General features: G+C 72.3%; 17 protein-coding genes and 1 pseudogene. 12 read left to right on the plus strand and 6 right to left on the minus strand.

Annotated features, from left to right (window positions below; genetic code table 11):
* Positions 1 to 8 precede the first annotated feature (8 nt).
* Positions 9 to 467, minus strand: coding sequence for a MarR family transcriptional regulator (locus OG753_RS02875; RefSeq protein WP_405786964.1), 459 nt, complete (start codon positions 465 to 467; stop codon positions 9 to 11).
* 382 nt (positions 468 to 849) lie between these two features.
* On the opposite strand from OG753_RS02875, the gene OG753_RS02880 reads away from it, so the two are divergent.
* Together OG753_RS02880 and ppk2 are read left to right on the plus strand one after the other, a co-directional pair.
* Entirely contained in the window at positions 850 to 2,694 is a 1,845-nt protein-coding gene (locus OG753_RS02880; RefSeq protein WP_405786965.1) for an SIP domain-containing protein, read from the plus strand.
* Positions 2,695 to 2,874: 180 nt separating this feature from the next.
* On the plus strand, positions 2,875 to 3,873 hold the full coding sequence (ppk2, locus tag OG753_RS02885) for a polyphosphate kinase 2 (RefSeq protein WP_327260497.1): 999 nt from the start codon (positions 2,875 to 2,877) through the stop codon (positions 3,871 to 3,873).
* Position 3,874: 1 nt separating this feature from the next.
* Here ppk2 and OG753_RS02890 read toward each other — a convergent pair.
* Positions 3,875 to 4,742 (minus strand): annotated as a pseudogene (locus OG753_RS02890) (IS5 family transposase).
* A gap of 154 nt (positions 4,743 to 4,896) precedes the next feature.
* On the opposite strand from OG753_RS02890, the gene OG753_RS02895 reads away from it, so the two are divergent.
* The gene (locus OG753_RS02895) at positions 4,897 to 5,166 is read left to right on the plus strand and encodes a hypothetical protein (protein WP_405792514.1); all 270 of its coding nucleotides are present in this window, start codon (positions 4,897 to 4,899) and stop codon (positions 5,164 to 5,166) included.
* Positions 5,167 to 5,497: 331 nt separating this feature from the next.
* Here the strand turns inward: OG753_RS02895 and OG753_RS02900 are convergent, their stop codons facing one another.
* From OG753_RS02900 to OG753_RS02910, 3 genes are all read right to left on the minus strand, one after another.
* Positions 5,498 to 5,887, minus strand: coding sequence for a hypothetical protein (locus OG753_RS02900; RefSeq protein WP_030773773.1), 390 nt, complete (start codon positions 5,885 to 5,887; stop codon positions 5,498 to 5,500).
* Between the two features lie 719 nt (positions 5,888 to 6,606).
* Positions 6,607 to 7,412, minus strand: a protein-coding gene (locus tag OG753_RS02905; RefSeq protein ID WP_405786966.1) for an IS5 family transposase whose coding sequence is annotated in 2 segments (ribosomal slippage) — positions 6,607 to 7,127 and positions 7,127 to 7,412 — 807 coding nt in all. Because the reading frame shifts where the segments join, the coding sequence is not laid out codon by codon here.
* Positions 7,413 to 7,605: 193 nt separating this feature from the next.
* Entirely contained in the window at positions 7,606 to 7,881 is a 276-nt protein-coding gene (locus OG753_RS02910) for an isoamylase early set domain-containing protein (protein WP_327260499.1), read from the minus strand.
* A gap of 288 nt (positions 7,882 to 8,169) precedes the next feature.
* Between OG753_RS02910 and OG753_RS02915 the strand changes: the two genes are divergently transcribed.
* The 6 genes from OG753_RS02915 to OG753_RS02940 all read left to right on the plus strand — a co-directional run bounded on the left by OG753_RS02915 (position 8,170) and on the right by OG753_RS02940 (position 14,390).
* Complete coding sequence (locus tag OG753_RS02915; RefSeq protein ID WP_405786967.1) at positions 8,170 to 10,872, plus strand: SpoIIE family protein phosphatase; 2,703 nt, start codon at positions 8,170 to 8,172, stop codon at positions 10,870 to 10,872.
* Positions 10,873 to 10,997: 125 nt separating this feature from the next.
* Positions 10,998 to 11,516: a DUF5709 domain-containing protein gene (locus OG753_RS02920; protein ID WP_327260501.1), complete on the plus strand. Its 519-nt coding sequence runs from the start codon at positions 10,998 to 11,000 to the stop codon at positions 11,514 to 11,516.
* A 9-nt stretch (positions 11,517 to 11,525) separates the two neighbouring features.
* Positions 11,526 to 12,161 (plus strand): hypothetical protein, encoded by a 636-nt coding sequence (locus tag OG753_RS02925; protein WP_327260502.1) that lies wholly within the window; start codon positions 11,526 to 11,528, stop codon positions 12,159 to 12,161.
* 136 nt (positions 12,162 to 12,297) lie between these two features.
* A complete protein-coding gene (locus OG753_RS02930) occupies positions 12,298 to 12,519 on the plus strand; it encodes a hypothetical protein (protein ID WP_327260503.1) in 222 nt (73 codons plus the stop codon).
* A 156-nt stretch (positions 12,520 to 12,675) separates the two neighbouring features.
* A complete protein-coding gene (locus OG753_RS02935; protein ID WP_327260504.1) occupies positions 12,676 to 13,884 on the plus strand; it encodes a PP2C family protein-serine/threonine phosphatase in 1,209 nt (402 codons plus the stop codon).
* Between the two features lie 149 nt (positions 13,885 to 14,033).
* Complete coding sequence (locus OG753_RS02940; protein WP_327260505.1) at positions 14,034 to 14,390, plus strand: STAS domain-containing protein; 357 nt, start codon at positions 14,034 to 14,036, stop codon at positions 14,388 to 14,390.
* A gap of 63 nt (positions 14,391 to 14,453) precedes the next feature.
* On the opposite strand, the gene OG753_RS02945 is transcribed toward OG753_RS02940, so the two are convergent.
* Positions 14,454 to 14,642, minus strand: a complete 189-nt coding sequence (locus OG753_RS02945; RefSeq protein WP_327260506.1) for a DUF6381 family protein — start codon at positions 14,640 to 14,642, stop codon at positions 14,454 to 14,456.
* A 299-nt stretch (positions 14,643 to 14,941) separates the two neighbouring features.
* Between OG753_RS02945 and OG753_RS02950 the strand changes: the two genes are divergently transcribed.
* From OG753_RS02950 to OG753_RS02960, 3 genes are all read left to right on the plus strand, one after another.
* The gene (locus OG753_RS02950; RefSeq protein WP_405786969.1) at positions 14,942 to 15,409 is read left to right on the plus strand and encodes a hypothetical protein; all 468 of its coding nucleotides are present in this window, start codon (positions 14,942 to 14,944) and stop codon (positions 15,407 to 15,409) included.
* 83 nt (positions 15,410 to 15,492) lie between these two features.
* On the plus strand, positions 15,493 to 16,464 hold the full coding sequence (locus tag OG753_RS02955) for a hypothetical protein (protein WP_405786971.1): 972 nt from the start codon (positions 15,493 to 15,495) through the stop codon (positions 16,462 to 16,464).
* Positions 16,461 to 17,747: a hypothetical protein gene (locus OG753_RS02960; protein WP_405786973.1), complete on the plus strand. Its 1,287-nt coding sequence runs from the start codon at positions 16,461 to 16,463 to the stop codon at positions 17,745 to 17,747. The genes OG753_RS02955 and OG753_RS02960 overlap by 4 nt, the downstream gene beginning before the upstream one ends.
* Positions 17,748 to 17,895 lie beyond the last annotated feature (148 nt).

Consider the following 17,895-nt stretch of genomic DNA (forward strand, 5'->3'; position numbering starts at 1 on the left):
CGATTCTGTCAGTGGTGCCAGGCGTGGCCGCCCGTGTTGTGGATGAAGCGCTGGAGGACCTTCAGCGTGAGCACGTACTCCTCGTCCGGGATGCCCCGGTGGCGCTCCTGCCGGAGCTCCGCCTGCGTCGTGACGAGCAGGGCGTGGAAGTCCTTCCCTCCGGCGCTGAGTTCGAGGTGCCCGCCGGCGTCCTGCATGACCCAGCCCCGGGCCACGGTGGCGTCGATCTCCTCGTCCAGGTCGTCGATGCCCGCTGCCGCGTAACCGCTCAGCACCCCGGTCACGCCGTCGCGGGTCGGCGGTGTCTCCGCCTGCGCGATGCGGTCCAGGATCCAGGCCTGCGGCTGGGTGGTGCCGATCTCGGCGAGGGCGGTCCTGATCCGGGTGACGACCGCTTCGGCGGCGGCCCAGCTCCAGTAGCCGATGGGCTGCCGGACCAGTTCGGCGTCAGCGTGCGAGTACTCCATGGCGGATGCGCTCCGTTCTCTGTTTCGAGATCCCCTGCCGTACGACACCGTAGGAACTCAAGTGCACTTGAGGTCCAGTCCCACGGGCCGTTCTGTGCCGGGCGCCGGCCGGAGAGGGTGCCGGGCACCGGCGCAGCAGGGACGGCGGCGGGGTGGTGGCGGGGCGTGCGGCGGCGTGGACGAGGAGGACATCGTGGCCACCGTAGGAGCGCGTCCGGCGGCGGCATCGAAGCGTGCGCACCGGATCGTGGAACCGGGCGTGCGGATTGCGCGCGGGGTGTCAGTGCCGTGGCCCGCGGGTTGGATGCCGGGCGCGCAGGGCGGCGTAGCGTGGCCGCAACCCGAACCCGGATCTACCGGCCGGATGTGAAGGAGCAGTCAGATGTCCACCCGTAGTCCCCGCTCGGTCGTCACCTTCCCCATCGTGCTCAGGGAGCTGACGGTGTTGCGCGTCTCGGACGTCACGCCCGGGATGCGGCGGGTGACCCTCGGCGGGCCTCAGCTGCACGCCTTCGAGCACGCGGGACTGCCCCTCCCGCCGCTGCGCACCGAGGGCTTCGACGACCACGTGAAGTTCTTCTTCGCCGAGGAGGGCCGCGATCCGGTGCTGCCCCGGCAGAACGTGAGCAGCCTGGACTGGCCCTCGGACGGCCGTCCGATCTCCAAGGACTACACGCCGGTGCGGTTCGACCCGGTCGCCGGGGAGATCGACTTCGACTTCGTCCGGCACGACGGCGGGATCGCCTCGTCCTGGGCGCAGCAGGCGGCTCCGGGCCAGGTGACGTGGATCGCCGGGCCGAAGATGTCGCACGGTCACCCCGAGGGCGCGGACTGGCTGCTGGTGATCGGCGACGAGACCGCGCTGCCCGCGATCGGCCGCTGGCTGGAGGAGATGCCCGAGGGCACCCGGGCGCGGGTGTTCGTCGAGGTCGGCGAGGACAGCCACCGTCAGGAGCTGCCGACGCGGGCCGACGCCGAGGTCACCTGGCTGGTGCGCGGCGGGATTCCGGCCGGGCGCAGCGATCTGCTGGAGCGCGCGGTGCGGGACATGGAGTGGCTGCCGGGCACGGTGTTCGTCTGGGCGGCCGGGGAGGCCGTCACCCTCAAGGGCATCCGCCGGCACCTGTCGGTGGACCGGGGCGTTCCGCGCGAGCAGACACACATCACCGGCTACTGGCGCCGCGCCGAGGTCGCGCCCGGCCTCGCCGAGCCCGCCCACCCGGATGTCCTGGAGGGCGAGGACGCGCACGGGCGGCTGCACGAACTGACCGACCTGGCCCCCGGGCTGGCGATCCGCGTGGCCGTCACGCTGGGCTTGGTCGACCTCGTCTACCAGGGTGTACGGGAGACCGCGGAGCTGGCGCGGCGCAGCGGGACCGAAGCGCGCACGCTGGGCGCGCTGCTGAAGTTCCTCGTGGAGATCGAGGTGTTCGAGGTGGCCGACGACGGCTACCGGCTGACCCCGGTGGGCGAGGAACTCGTCGAGGACGACCATTCGTTGGAGGAGTACGACCTGCGCGGCGCCCAGGCGGCCTTCGACCTGTCGCTGGCCGGGCTCGCCGAGCGGCTCCGCTCGGGCGCGAACGGCTGCCGGACCGCGTCCGGCGAGACCTTGGCGGAGGCGCTGCGCACCGATGTGCGGCTGGGCGCCTCCGCCCGTACCGCGATCGAGGACGAGGCACGCTGGGTCGCGTCCGGCATCTCCGGTGCCTACGACTGGTCGGGGGTGGACGTCCTCGGCGCGTCGGGCAACGGCGCCGGGACGGTGGTCAACGCGCTCGTCAAGGAGTTCCCCGGCCTGCGGGTGCGGATCGCCGCCCTGCCGTCGGTGCTGGACGTCCTCGGCGAGCAGATCCTGGATCCGGAGGTGCTGCCCCGGGTGGAGCTCGTGGCGCAGACCCGCCCGGTGCCGTCGGGTGCGCGGACGCTGCTGCTGTGCCGGCTGCTGGAGTGGCTGCCGGACGAGGACGCGGTGCTGACCCTCACGGAGGCCGCGGCCACGCTGCCGGCCGACGGCGCCCTGGTACTGGTCGAGCAGGTGGAGGCGGCGGACCCGGACGACATCGACGCGGTCTTGCACCACCTGCGGCTGACGGCGGCGTTCGGCTCCGGGCTGCGCTCGGTGAAGGACGTGACCGTACTGGCGGAGCGCGCGGGACTCGTCGTGCGCGACTGCCGCGACGTCGGCTGGGACCACCGCCTGTGGGTCCTGGGCCCGACGGCCTGACCGGGCGGGCCGGGCGGGCCGTACGCCCTCTCACCTCCGCGGGATCCACCGGATCCGTACGGCGCCTGCCCGGCCGGGGCGGCGCCATTCACGAAACCCGCCTTCAGCGCGGGCGCCGGACCGGCGAGCGGCCGTCCACCGCTCGGGGCATCAAGGCCGTGTGCGGGGTACACGCAGGGCATGACCGAGGAACAGCGCGGATCGCAGCCCGAGGACGTCCTGCTCGCAGGTCTGAGCGTGGACGCGACCCGGCCGGAGCAGCCGGTGCTGCTGGACGGATCGGGGGCACCGATCCGGACGTGGCAGGAGAACTACCCCTACACCCGCAAGATCCGGCGGGCGGACTACGAGAGGAAGAAGCGGATCCTGCAGATCGAGCTGCTGAAGCTCCAGCGCTGGGTCAGGGACACCGGGGCCCGCGTGGTGGTGATCTGCGAGGGCCGGGACGCGGCCGGCAAGGGCGGGACCATCCGGCGTTTCACCGAACGCCTCAACCCGCGTGGTGCACGCATCGTGGCCCTGGACAAACCCAGCGAGCGGGAGACCGGGCAGTGGTACTTCCAGCGGTACATCGCGCACCTGCCCGACCGCGGCGAGATCGTCTTCTTCGACCGCTCCTGGTATAACCGGGCCGGCGTCGAGAAGGTCATGGGCTTCTGCAGCGAGGTGGACCACCAGCGCTTCCTGCGCCAGTGTCCGGCCTTCGAGGCGATGCTCGTCGAGGACGGAATCCTGCTGGTCAAGTTCTGGTTCTCGGTCTCCCGCGCCGAACAGCGCACCCGCTTCGCGATCCGCCAGGTCGACCCGGTACGCCAGTGGAAGCTCTCGCCCACCGATGTTGCCTCCCTGGACCTGTGGGACGCCTACACCTCTGCCAAGGTCGAGATGTTCCGGGCCACGGACACCGCTCACGCGCCGTGGACCGTGGTCAAGAGCAACGACAAGCGGCGCGGGCGGCTGGAGGCGATGCGGAGCCTGCTGTGCCGCGTGGACTACGCCAGCAAGGACGGGGCGGCCGTCGGCCGGCCCGACCCGCTGATCGTCGGCGCCGCCGACACCCTCCTCGAGGCGGGCGAGGCGCCTGCGGACCTGTCCCCCACCCCTCTGGGGAACAGGTCCGTAGGTCCGGGCAATCACCCGGGCACGCGAACACCCCCGGGCCGGGACGCGGAAGCCTGACCTAGGCAGTGTCTGACAAATGATCACGGGCTGGTTCGCGGAGCCAGAGGATCAGTGAGGCCAGGACCACTCCGGCGCGGTGGCGGTCGGCGAGCTTGTCGAACCTGGTCGCGATCGCGCGGAACTGCTTGAGGCGTGCGAAGCATCGTTCGACCACGTTGCGGTCGCGGTAGACCTTCTTGTCGAAGGCGGGTGGTCGGCCGCCGAGGCGCCCTCGGCGGCGCCGGCGGTTGGCCGCTTGGTCGCGGCGCTCGGGAATCGTGATGGCGATGCCCCGACGCCTCAGAAGGTGTCTGATCGCCCGGCTGGAGTAGCCCTTGTCGCCCAGGACCCGGGGCGGGGTCGTGCGCGGCCGGCCGGTGTCGGCTCGCGGAATTCGGATCCCGTCGAGGACCCGGCCGAAGGCGATGGCGTCGTTGACGTTGCCGGGCGTGAGCACGATGGACAGGGGCAGGCCCCGGCCGTCGACGGCGAGGTGGACCTCGGTGGTCAGCCCGCCTCGGGACCGGCCGAGGGCCTGGCGCGCCTGCGGCCCGGATCTTCCCGTTCGTCCCCGTATGTGGCCCCCTTTTGCGTGCGCCGGCGGCGTGCTGGTGGGCACGGTTGACCGTGGAGTCGACGGCGACGGTCCACTCCACCCGGCCCACCGCGTCGTCCCGGACCTGCACATGCTCCAACAGCCCTGCCCACGTGCCATCCGCCTCCCAGCGGGCGAACCGCTCGTAGACGGTCTGCCACGGCCCATACCGCCCCGGCAGATCACGCCACGGAGCCCCGGTCCGCAACCGCCACAGCACACCATCGACCACCTGCCGGTGGTCACGCCACGGCCGACCACGCCCGTCCACCTGCGGCAACAAGGGCTCCATCCGCTCGCACGCCGCGTCCGTCAACTCACCTCGACCTGCCGCAAGATCAACTATCAGTCAGGCCTTAGCGGCCAGCCCCCGCTGACCGTCCGGGGGCCCGGACGGCCAGCGGGCCCCCGACCTCTCCCGCACACCAGCAGGCACCCAGGCCCGGCTGCCGCCCGTTCACACTGAAGGGAGCACCGATAAAGCTCCGTACGGATCTCGCCCCGCTCGCGGCCGCTGTCACCGACGCCGCCCGAGCCCTGCCCGCCCGGCCCCCGTCCTCGCCGCGATCCGGCTGTGGGCCACCACCGGCGCCCTGGCCGTCGCCGCCTTCGGCTACGAGACCAGCGCCCAGGCCACCGCGGAAGCCGAGGTCACCACCCCCGGCACCGTCCTGGTCTCCCGCCGCCTCCTCGCCGACGTCACCCGCACGATCTAGGGCACCTACCCGGTCGACCTCGAACTCGACGGCCGCCTGGTCCTGACCTCCGGCCGCACCCGCTACACCCTGCACACCCTCCCGCTGGAGGAGTACCCCACCCTGCCCCGTGCCGCAGAGGCCAGCGGCACCGTCTCCGGGCCCGCCCTCGCCGAGGCGATCCACCAGGTCGCCATCGCCGCGGGCCGCGACGACGCCCTCCCGACCCTGACCGGCATCCAGGCCGAGATCACCGACGACGCCGCCATCGTCGAGCTCGGCGGTGTGCTGGAGCTCCCAGCTACCCGTATCGGGCGCTTCAGGGGCGCGGCCATCCCGGAAGGCTGCGCGGTCAGCGCCGGCCGCCGCCGATGCGGCGGTCGTCGGCCAGTGCGGTAAGCGGGCCGAACTCGCGGGCAAGCTGGTTCCACGTCAGAACCTCGCCACAGCGGGCCGGGAACTCCTTCGGGTTGAACTCGGGCATGGTCCAGGTGCCAGTGCCCCGGTCCCGCAGCCACAGGTCCCCGTCACCGTCGACCACAGTCGGCGGGACCGGTACGGGCTCGGCCTGATCGGTGGGCTCCCAGGTGACCCGGCCCGGGTGGGAAACGCGGCGCAGCTCGGTGGTGGCCAGCCGCGCGGCCAAGTCACGGGTGGACTCTTCGGCGTCCTTGACCGACGTGAGTCGGAATGCGTCGTCAAGTACGGGCAGGGCTGGATTCTTGCTGCGCTTTGAACTCATACGCTGACTACCTCCGGTGGGGGGCGTCACATCCGTTGTGGCACCCCGTAGAGGACCACGGTATCCGAGGCGGGAGCCGGGCCGGCTACGACCACTGTCCAGGTGGAGGCGCTGGCACACCGGGCGGTGGGGCTAGGTGGTGAGCTGGTCCTGGACGTGGCGCAACCCGCAGCCAATGGCACCGGACCCGCGATGGCCGCGACATTTGCCCTGCCTGCTGGATGAACGAACGACGATGATCGCCAACCGACACGCGACGAACGCCCAGGTTCGGGGCGCCGAGGCAGTATTCGCGAACTCAGGCGGTTCCCGGCGGATACATCGGCGACTCCGCCCGCGCCGAGATCGCCTACGCCTACCAGCTCGGACGGCCCGTCCGCTACACCGACCCGGTCGGCCACGCGGTCATCCTCCACCGGCCGGACCTGGACCCGGTACGGATTGGCCCGTACGAGCACGAGTACCGGGCCGAGGAGATTGCCGCCGGCCTGCGCAGGCAGATGCGCTCCACCGCGCACGTTGAGGGCACCGTCATCGAGACCGGAGCCTTCCGACCCGACCTCGGCCACCTCGCACCCCAGATACCGGCCGACCCGCACGCCGTGGCCGAAGCCATGGACAACGCCCCCGGCGGCGACGGCACTGGTCGCAAATTTTCGCTGGCGCGGGCGCCGGAGCTGACGTGGCAGGCCAGCGCCTGGAGCGGGCCCGTACGGCCCTCACCGCGCTGGAGGCGTCGTGAAGGTCACCGGCCACGAGGACTGCCTGCGCCGAGTGCGACGGCCGGTCCGACCGCCCCCACGTGGCCGGCCTGCGGCCCGGCCACCTCCACCAGGCACCCGAACGCGCCGCCCCGGCGGGTCGCGGTCGAAGCGGGGTGGGCGGTCGCCATGGCTGCCTCGTCGTTGGCGGTGGCCGATCTGGTCGGACGGCTGAGGGATGACCGCGCGGATGCCCCGGCGGCGCAGGTGGGCCCGGATGGCGCGTGAGGAGTAGGCGCGGTCGGCCAGAACAGCGTCGGGCCCGGTCCGGGGCCTGCCGGGTCCGGTGCGGGGTACGCGGATGAGGGCCATCACCGTCTCGAAGGCAGGTGCGTCACCGGCCTGGCCTGCAGTGACGGTGAAGGCCAGGGGACGGGCCCGGCCGTCGGCCGCCAGGTGGACCTTGGTGCTCAGGCCTCCGCGGGTGCGTCCGAGTGCGTGATCGGCCGGCTCCCGGCGCCCCGCCGCCCCTTTTTGAGTGCTCCGGCGGCGTGCTGGTGGGCCCGGACGATCGTCGAGTCGACGGAGACGGTCCAGTCGATGTCGTCGTTGGCGTCCGCCGCGGCCAGGATGGACGTAAGGATCCGTTCCCAGGTGCCGTCGACGGCCCATCTGACCAGCCGTTTGTGCGCGGTCTGGAACGGACAGGCGATGGCTTCAGTGCGGCGGTGGTAGGCCCACCGTCGTCCACGGACCGGATCGGCTGGCATCAGCGGCTCGATCCGGTCCCACATCGCATCAGTGATCACTAATCGGACAGACACATCCGATCAACTGACCAACCCATCAAAGAGACACGCGCTAAAGGTTGTTTCACAAGCCCCGTCGGCCGCGAATCAGGTCCGCTTTGACACGATTCAGCCATGCCGTTCGGTGGCCGGGAAAGCGGACAAACCAGCCGCCTTCGAGCTGGCGCGAGCCGCCTACCTGAGACCCGATCACCTTGTGAAACAACCTTTAGGTGTGGAGGCGGCTGTTGGGTCCGTCCTGGTCGCCGGCGGCTTCCTCGTTGAACCAGTAGTCACCTGCCGCCAGGTACCGGAAGGAATGGCTGCTCCTGCTGGGCAGCTCGACCGTGACGGCACGCTTGCCGTCCTTGCGCGGCTGGAGCGTGTGGACTCCGGGCTGCCAGTCGTTGAAGTCGCCCACCACGCTGACGGGGCCGGGCGGTGTGTCGGCCGGGAGGACGAAGGTGACCCTGGTGCGGTCCTTCTTCAGCGTGCGCTCCAGCATGTGGTGACTCCAAAGACGGTGAAGGGAGGGCTACGGGCACATCCTCGGCGGCGGAAGCCCGCAGAGCGTGCAGACGCCGCTGCCCGGGTCGCGGCATCACCCGCCCACCGCATTGTGTGCAGCCCGCACGCATCGCGCCTGCGGTGCCCCCTGGAGCCGGCCGGCGTCCTCGGGCACCGGCCACGGGGAAGTCGCGCCGCGCGGCATGTCGGATCCGGCAGCCTCCCGTGCTGAGGGAAGATGCCGTGTCGGGGCCCGTGGACGGCTGAGGAAGACGGTGATTCGGCTGTGACGCCGCCCAGTGGTTACGTGGAGGAAGCGGCTCCGGTCACCGCGGGTCCCGGTGCCGGGAAGAAGGGCCTCAAGGCCGGCGCCCTGGGCCTGGCCTCCTCCGTGGCCATCGGCGTGGCGTCCACCGCCCCCGCCTACAGCCTGGCGGCCACGCTCGGCCTCATCGTGTCGCGGGTCGGCCCCCAGGCCCCGGTCATCACCATGCTGGCCTTCATCCCGATGCTGCTGATCGCCTACGCCTACCGGGAGCTCAACGCCGGCGACGCGGACTGCGGAACCACCTTCACCTGGGCGACCCGGGCCTTCGGCCCCCGCATCGGGTGGATGGGCGGCTGGGGAATCATCGTCGCCGACGTCATCGTCATGGCGAACCTCGCGGAGATCGCCGGCATCTACACGTACCGCCTGTTCGGATACGAGTCGCTGGCGGAGAGCAGGCTGTGGGTCACCGTCGCGGGGGTGCTGTGGATCGTCGTGATGACCGCCGTCTCGTACGTCGGCATCGAGATCTCCGCCGCCCTGCAGCGCGCGCTCCTGACGGTCGAGGTGGTCGTACTGGTCCTCTTCGCCGTCACCGCCATGGCCAGGGTCTACACGGATCCGCCGGCGACCGCGATCCGGGTCTCCGCCTCCTGGTTCAATCCCCTGCTCGTGCCCAGCGCCGAGGCGTTCACCGCGGGGCTGCTGGCCGCCGTCTTCATCTACTGGGGCTGGGACACCGCCGTCACGGTCAACGAGGAGACCGCCGACAGCACGCACATCCCCGGGCGGGCCGCGGTCCTCTCCACCGTCCTGCTGCTGGTCATCTACGTCGCGGTCGCCACCTCGGCGCAGGCCTTCGCGGGCGTCGGAACGGGGGGCATCGGCCTCGCCAACACGGACAACGCCGATGACGTGCTCTCCGACCTCGGCAGCGCGGTCTTCGGCGACGAGGGAATCGGCCGGTTCCTCACCGGACTGCTGATCTTCATGGTGCTCACTTCCGCGGCGGCCTCCACCCAGACCACGATCCTGCCCCTGGCCCGGACCGTCTTCTCGATGGCCGCCCACAAGGCGGTCCCCGCCGGTTTCGCCCGCGTCCACCGCAAGTACCTGACCCCGACCTGGTCGACGGTGGGCATGGGCCTGGTGTCGATCGCGTTCTACGTCCTGCTGTCGCTGACCAGCCGCAACGTACTGTCCGACTCCATCGAGTCGGTCGGCCTCGCGATCGCCTTCTACTACGGCCTCACCGGCTTCGCCTGCGTCTGGTACTACCGCAAGGTGCTCAGGCGCAGCGCGAAGGACTTCGTGTGCAAGGGCCTGCTGCCGGGCCTGGGCGGCCTGACGATGCTCTCGGTGTTCTGCTACGCGGGCTTCCACGTCTACGCCGACCCCGCCTACGGTGCGACCTCCATCGACCTCCCCTTGTTCGGGCCGACGGGCGGGGTGGCCGTGGTGGGGCTGGGAGCCCTCCTCATCGGCGTCGTGCTCATGCTGGTCGTCACCCGCGAGCACACCGCGGCGCTGGGGCTCCAGCGGAGGCTGCTGCCGCGCAGACTCGCGCCGCAGACGGCCGTCGAGGCGGCGAGCCGCTACGTGCCGGCCGACAGCCGGTCCGGAGTCGGCGGTGACTGGTTCGACGTCGTCCCCTTGTCGGGTACGCGCGTCGCCCTGGTGGTCGGAAACGTGCGCGGGCACGGGCTGCACGCCGCTGCCGCCATGGGCCTCCTGCGCACGAGCGTGCGCGTCCTCGCCCGCATGGACCTGCCTCCGGACGAGCTCCTCTCCCACCTGGACGACGTGGCCCGCCAGACCTCCTCGGAGTGGGCGGGAGAGCTCGGCGGGAAACCCGGCAGGGGGCTCGCGGGAGAGCGCGGTGGCGAGCTCGGTGAGGACGGAGCACGATCCGGCACCGGCGGCCCGCTCTCCGGCGTCGCCCCGGTGGCCTGCCTGTACGCCGTGTACGACCCGGTGTCGGGTCGGTGCACCATGGCGCGGGCGGGCAGCTGGCCGCCCGCGGTGGTGGACGCCGCCACCGGCACGGTCTCCTTTCCGGACCTGCCGCCCGGCCCGCCGCTCGGCCTGGGGGGCCAGTCCTTCCAGAGCGTCGAAATGCAGCTGCCGCCCGGCAGCCTGATCGCCCTCTTCACCGACGGTCTGACGCACTCCGTCGGCCACGACCCCGACGTGGCCCTCGGCCGCCTCGCCGAGACCCTCGCCCAGCACCGGCGCCCGCTGGAGGAGCTGTGCGACCTCGCACTGGCGAGGCTGCTGCCCGGGCCCGTGGACAACGACGTGGCCATGCTCCTGGTCCGCACGCGGATGCTCGACGAGCGCCACGTGGCCGACTGGGAGCTGGAGGCCGACCCGGCGATGGTCGGCGCCGCCCGTGCCGCCGTCACCGGGCAGCTGAGCGCCTGGGGGCTCGACGAGCACGCGTTCGTCACCGAGCTGATCGTCAGTGAACTGGTCACCAACGCCATCCGTTACACCGACGGCCCCGTCCACGTCCGGCTGATCCGTGACGAGAACCTCATCTGCGAGGTCTCCGACACCGGCCACACCTCACCGCACCTGCGCCACGCCGCCACCGACGAGGAGGGCGGCCGGGGCCTCTTCCTCATCGCCCAGATGGCCTACCGGTGGGGGACGCGCTACACGGCCGACGGAAAGACCATCTGGGCCGAACAGGCCGTGCCGCCGACGGAGGGACCGTGAGCGGGCGGCGACTGCGCGTCGCGGAACACGGGCCCCGGTGTGCGTGAAACGCCCGGGGCGGGAAAGGTGCAGATCATACCGTTGAGGAAGAAATCGATCAGCGGTCATGTGTGACGAGGAGTGCCATGAGTGACGATCCGATGGCGGATGACGTGTACCAGCCCACCGGCGACAGCGAGGAGCAGGAGGACGCGGCGCCGCTGGATCTCCAGAACGCTGTGGACGAGCGCACTTACGACGAGATGCTGGACGAGGGCTACTCCCCTCCGGAGAAGCCGCTCGGGGTGACGAAGCACGGTACGACGGCCGCGGAGCAGCGCGAGGGCGAGACGCTGGACCAGCGCCTGGCGCAGGAGGTCCCGGAGGTCGGCCCGGACCCGGGCGACGGTCTGGGGGATCTGCCCGGGGGCGAGGGCGAGCTCAGGGACGCGGAGGTCGGCACGGAGCGCGCGGGCCGCCTGACCGCTCCGGACGAGGGTGCGCACGCCGACGTGACCAAGGAACTCATCGCGGAGGACCACGGCATCGACGCGGGGGCCGCGTCGGCCGAGGAAGCCGCGATGCACATCGTGCAGGAGGAAACGGACGAGGAATCGTACGGGGAGCCGGACGAGGAGCCCGGCGAGGAGGAGCCGGACGCGTAGGACCCTTCGATGGGACGTCCGAACGGACGTGAACGGCTGACCTTCGACGGCTGGATCGCCGCCGTCGGGACGCTGTCCGGAACCCGCCTGGTGGTGGGCCACTGGCCCCGTTCGCCCTTCGGGCCGTTCAGCGACGTCATGCTGGAGCGCGCCGACGGGCACCGCATCCTGCTGGCGCCCACCTCCCGTACGGCCGGGTACATCGCGGACGTCTACCACTTCGACGAGGTCCGGACGGGGCCGGTGAGCGTGCACCGCCGCGGCTCCGTGTGGGACGTCGTCGCCGCGGACCTGGTCCTGCGCTTCGACGTCGGACGACGCGGAGCGCTCGGCCTCGCCCTGCGGGCCGTACCCCGGCCCCTCGCCCGCCGGCCGGGGTGGGCCGCTGTGGCCAGCTGGCCCGCGCGCCTGGTGCTCGGCGTCCGGACCCGGGGCAGCTCGCGCCCCGGATGGCGCCAGTGGTACGCGGCCCGCGACCTCCGCCCGATCACCTCGGCCGCGGCGTCCTTCGAGGGGACCGACCTCGGCCGGCTCGCTCCGGTGGTGCCGCCCGTGCGGTTCGGATTCGCGTCGGCGCCCGCCGCGCCGGCACTGGTGCGGGTCGTCTCCACGGTCGAACGCGCCGCTCCTGCGGTCCGGCGGTGACACGCCCCGCCTCGCACGCCCCGGGCCGGGCCGGTCCCGCACCAACCCCAGGCATGCGCGTTCAGCATGCACACATCGGGGTATATGCGTTTTCCAGTACCAGCCGGACCAGGTCGTATCCCGGGGGTGATACCCAATGTCCCAGTGCAAGATCCCCGACTACCGCACCGGCCACCGCGGTCGTCACTGGACGCACGCCCTGCGCAGTGCTCAGCGCGCCGGGGCCGTGATCGTCACCGACGAGACCTTCGAGGCGGTCACCTATGCCCACGACGAATCCGGTCCCGGCCGCTTCCGGCCGTGGATCACCTCGTCCGGCATCCGCCACGACAGTCACGACGTCCATCCCGAGTGGTGAGCAGCCCGCGCGACACGGTGGCCGGGACGGCCACGGGCCCGGCCGTCGTGTCGCGCGGTGCCGCACGCGCGGGACGACGAGGATGGGACGCACCAGGCACCCGATCGGCCGGTGAGAATCGGGGTGCGAGTGGTTCGAGAGGAAGTGGCGCCGACTGTGACCTCGGACGAGAACGCCCCGGCGGTCCCGGACGGGCTGGAGCCCGTTCTGGCGTGGGTGCTCGAGCGCTCGCACGGGGCGTCCGCCGTGCAGCTGGCGGGGCTGATCGCAGAGGCCGCGCGACGGCTGGGAATCGGGCGGAGCCGCTTGTACCTGGCCGACGTACAGCAGCAGCGGCTCATCCCGCTGCCCCAGCCCGACCTCGCGGCCGAGGAACGGGACGGCTTCGGCATCGACGGGTCACTCGCCGGTCTGGCCTACCGGACCCAGCAGGTCCAGTCGTCCCGCGCGGAGGACACCACGTGGTTCCCGATGGTCGACGGCATCGAGCGGATCGGCGTGATGCAGGCTGCCGGCGGCCGCGCCGCCGCCGGCCCGGCGGGTGCGGGCCGGGCCCTGGCGAGTCTGGCCGCACTGCTGGTGGTCTCCAAGTCCTCCCACCACGACGTGCTCGTGCAGCGCGAGCGGACGCGCCCGATGACCGTGCAGGCGGAACTGCTGTGGGCGTTCCTGCCGCCTCGGACCATCGGCACCGACCGGGCCACGTCCTCCGCGGTGCTGGAGCCCGCGTACGACATCGGGGGCGACGCCTTCGACCACACCTTCATCAACGAGGTCCTGCACCTGACGCTGGTGGACGCGATGGGCCACGACCTCGCCTCCGGGAACGCCAGCGCCGCCGCCCTGGCCGCCTGCCGCGCCACCCGCCGCTCCGGGGGAGATCTCCGCGAGATCGTCTCCACCATCGACCGGACCCTGATGGAATGGATCCCCGACCGGCTGATGACCGCCGTCTTCGCCGAACTCGACACCGTCCACGGTGACTTCACCTGGATCAACTGCGGTCATCCGCCGCCGCTCCTGATCCGTGACGGCCACGTCGTGCACCAGGCCCTCGAACGGCCCGCCCACCTCCCCCTGGGCTTCGGCCATCACACACCCGACGCGCCGCCCCACCAGCACGTCCGGCTCCAGCCCGGCGACCGCGTCCTGATCTACAGCGACGGCATCACCGAGGCCCACTCCCCCGACGGGACCTTCTTCGGCGAGGAACGCCTCGCCGATTTCGTCATCCGCTCCACCGCCTCGGGAGACACCGGCCCGGAAGCACTGCGCCGCCTCCTCCAGAACCTGCTCACCCACCAGCAGCACCGCCTCAGCGACGACGCGACCATCCTCCTCACGGAATGGCACCCCCCGTCCTGACCCGTCCCGAGCCCTTCACCGCACGTCGTCACAGGGGTGCGGCGGGCGGCGCCCGGAGGCCGGATCGGCCTTTCGTGCGCATACAACGGCGGGAACCGGGCAGGCGGCCGGTACAGAGAAGGTGTGCGTCGCGTAGAGAAGGAGTGTCCGTGCTGCCCGTCAAGGTGACCGACCGAGGTGTGCTGATCATCCGACTGCAGGCCGACCTCGACATCGGCAGGCGGGCCACGACCGCGTGCGCGATCGACCGCGTGCTGGCCGCCCACCGGTCCTCACCCGTCGTGCTCGAACTGACCGACGCCGCGCTGAGTCCTGCGGGCGTGAGCACCGTCGTACGGGCGTTGCGGATGTGCCGCGACGCGGGCACGGCATCGGCCGTGGTCACCGCCAGCGCGGACGCCCGCCGGACCCTGGGGACCGGCGCCGGAGCCCAGGCTCCGGACGTCCACGCCACACTCCCCCTGGCCGTCACCGCCCTGTCGGCCACGGTGGGCGCGGCGGCGTAGCGGTTTCCGCCCCGGCCCGCCGGCCCGGCACGGAGTCGGGCCGGCGGGCCGCACGGCGGTGGGCTACATGGGGTCCATGCTGCCGGCGCCCGGGCCGTACATCTGCTCGCTCTTCTCGCGGATGTGCAGCGCCTTCTCCGTCAGCCGCTGCCGTTCTGCGGGATCGGTGGCGTGCTGGGCGGACTGCTCCAGCTGCTGGGCCTTGTCGCGCATCTCCTGAGCTCGCTTGGCGGACGCGTCCTCGATACTCACTTCGACCTCCTCGGTCGGGCTGATGGGATCCCCCCTACCCCAGCATGCGAAGGGCATTCGCCGTGGCGCCGTGCGACACGCGGCCCCCGCGGCCCCGATGCCGGGCGCGCCCCCGGGTGCCCGTCGCCAACACACTGCAGCACTGGCGGCCTTGCCGATGCGGGCGTTTCCCTGACGGCGCGGGCCCGGCCGGTTACGGTGCGTATGCCGACGTACGAGGGGCCGGGGCCGCGTCCCGGCGCCCGGCGGCAGCGGGCCCCTGTGACCGGGCCCGGTCACGGGGCAGGAGGGACCGCACCATGCTGACCGATGAACTGCTGACGCTCGCAGCCGCGGCGGGTGCCGCGGTGGCGACCGCCGCGGGCACCGACGCCTGGGAGGGCCTGCGCGCCCGGCTCGCTGGCTGGTTCGGCCGGGGCGACGCCCGGCTCGAGGAGAGCGTGCTCGGCGAGCTGGACAGCAGCGCCGACCGGCTGCTGGAGGCCGGTACGCCGACCGGCACCGAGCTGGAACACTGCGGTGCGACCTGGCGGGACCGGGTGGCCGCCGCTCTGGAGCAGCTGGACGGACCCGATCGCGAGGACGCCGCCCGTGAGCTGAGCGGGCTGGTGGCCGGGGAGACGGCGCCTGCACCGGCCCCCGGCGGTGACCAGAACGTCCGGGGCGACATCCGCGTCCACGCCGAGCAGGGCTCGCTCGCCGCGGGCCTGATCAACGGGAACGTCACTTTCAGCCCCCCTCCCCTGCCGGTCCGGCCCGAGGGCTGACCGGACCGGCCTCCGGCGGCACCCCCGCCGGCGATGCCCCTGACCATCCCGACGCCCCCCGTACGCCCAGCACTTCAGGCGTCTTGGGAGGCGCCGACCGGACACCTGGCAGCGCGCACGCCTCCGGCAACGGGGGGCTCGCGGTGGGCTCGGCGCACAACGTCTTCCAGCTCAGCACCGACCGCGGCGGCCGTGCCGTCGGCCCGCTCGCCGCCGTGCTCTGCCTGCTGCTGGCCGCCGGTACTGCCGTCGGCGGCACCCTGTGGTGGCAGAGCCGCGACGCGGACGGCGACGTCGACACGGCCCGGCCCCCGGCGGACACCCGGCCCCGCCCCGCCCCGTCCGGGAGTCCGCCCGTGCTGGTCGCCTCCGTCACCGGGCCGGTGAGCGACCTGCCGGGACGGGACTTCGCGCTGCCGGACGCCCTGCGGATGAGCGAGGCCGAGCTGGCGCGTTTCGGCTCCGGGATCGTGCCCGACTCGGCGGCGTTCGCCTCCTGGTACGACCGGCACGGCGCGGTGGTGACCGAGTCCGGCACCATCACCGTGGCCCTGCGCGGCAACGCGGCGGAGGAGGTCCAGGTCACCGACATCAACGTGCACAAGAAGTGCGGACCGCCCCTGGACGGCACACACTTCGAGGGGCACTCACAGGGCGGCAGCGACACGGTGGCGATCGGTTTCGACCTCGACGCGGCCGACCCGTATCCGCAGCTGCGGGCCCGCACCGGCGCGGGCCTGAAGTGGACGGAGCGCAACTACTTCGACGAGCAGACCCTCACCCTCGAGCCGGGCGAACGGGAGACCCTCAGCGTCGGTGTCATCAGCGCCCGCCACCGCTGTTCGTTCACCCTGGAACTGGTGGTGGCCACCAGGGACGGGGTTCTCACCCAGCAGATCGACCGGCAGGGAAAGCCCTTCGAGCTGACCGCCGCCGCCCCGGCCGCCCAGGGCAGCCGCCCGCCCGCCGGATACCGCGCGGCCTACGCGCAGGACCGCGACGGCTGGCACCCCGCCGACCCGGCCGCCGCGGCCGCGAAGGGAGCGGACCGATGACCGGGCCGCGCGGGATCGCTGTGGGCCGGTTCGCCGCCCTCGTGGTGCTCGTCCTGGCCGTCGCCGTCGCCGCCACCCTGCTGATCACGCGGGCCACGGACGGGAGCGGCGCAGGCGGCGGAGCCGGGGAAGGAAAGGGCGGGACCGCAGACGGCCGGCCGTCCCAGGCCTCGTCGAACGGAGCCACGGCCGGACCCACGGCCGCACCCGCGGGCGGGACACCGTACGCGTACACCACCGAGCAGGAACTGGTCCTCGTGCGCGGTGACCGGCCGGCGACCCGTGTCCCGCGGGTCTTCGACCTTGCCGACCCGCATCGGAACAAGGTGGTGTGGACCCACGACGGCCACCGGGTGGCGTTCTTCTCCGACGACGAGCTGCTCGACCGGCGCGACGACACCCGGCTGATCACCGTCGACGCCCGGACCGGCGAGGTGCGCAGGCTGCCCTGCCCCGGCTGCCACGACCTCGCCCCGGTGGGCGACCACGACGTCATGGTCCTGTCCTACGAGCCCGGCCCCACCAGCGCGTTCCGCATCGACCTGGACCGCCCCACCGCCCCGCGGACCGAGCTCGACAACGGCAGCTACTGGCAGCCGCAGCTCCTCGGCTCCACCCCCACGCACGTGCTCACCGGGCAGTACGAGATGTCCGGCGGCGACCCCGGGATGGAGCTGCGCCTGAACGACCTCAACACCGTCGGGATCACCGTCTATCCGCGCTTCGACTCCAACGCCTACATGCCGGCCGCGCTCGCCGCCGTCGGGGGCGGCGAGCGGATCGCGGTGGCGGCCCGCCACAACCCCGGCGGCTGCACCGCCCCGTTCCCCATCCACGTCCTCGGACCGAAGGGCGAGGTCGGCGGCAGCGACCAGTCGGCCGCTCTGCCGCCCGGCTACATCGACGGCGTCACCGGCGGGATCGACGTGAGTGACCTGTGGTGGGGACCCGACCGGCATCTGTACGCCACCATCTCCGCCTGGACCTGCGACAAGAGCCAGGATTCGCAGGACGGCAGGAAGCGGCCGCACCGCCCGGCCACGCTGTTCCGGCTGGACGGTGACCGGTGGGTGAGCGCGGGCGACCAACCGGCGACCGTGGTGCGCCCCTTGGACCGCGACATCAGGATGGTGCTGGTCGTCCCCGACTGCAACGGCCCCGTGGAGCGGACCGACGGCATCACCTACTGCAACACCGGTTCCCTGTACCGCGAGGAGGCCGGACAGCGGACGAAGGTCGCGGACGACGTCCTGTCGCTCTCCGCCCCGGCCACTGCTTCCTGACCGCGCACCAACCAGGTTCGGGCTCGCGGGTGTTGGCGGGCATCGTTTCGCGAACTAGGCTGGGCGGCGATGACTCCCGGGACGGCCTTGCGCCACACACAGACTGGTGACCCGGTGCTCCTCTGAGCCCGGTAGGGGCCGGTACGGG

The sequence above is a fragment of the Streptomyces sp. NBC_00029 genome (assembly GCF_045160505.1).
Taxonomy (GTDB): Bacteria; Actinomycetota; Actinomycetes; order Streptomycetales; family Streptomycetaceae; genus Streptomyces.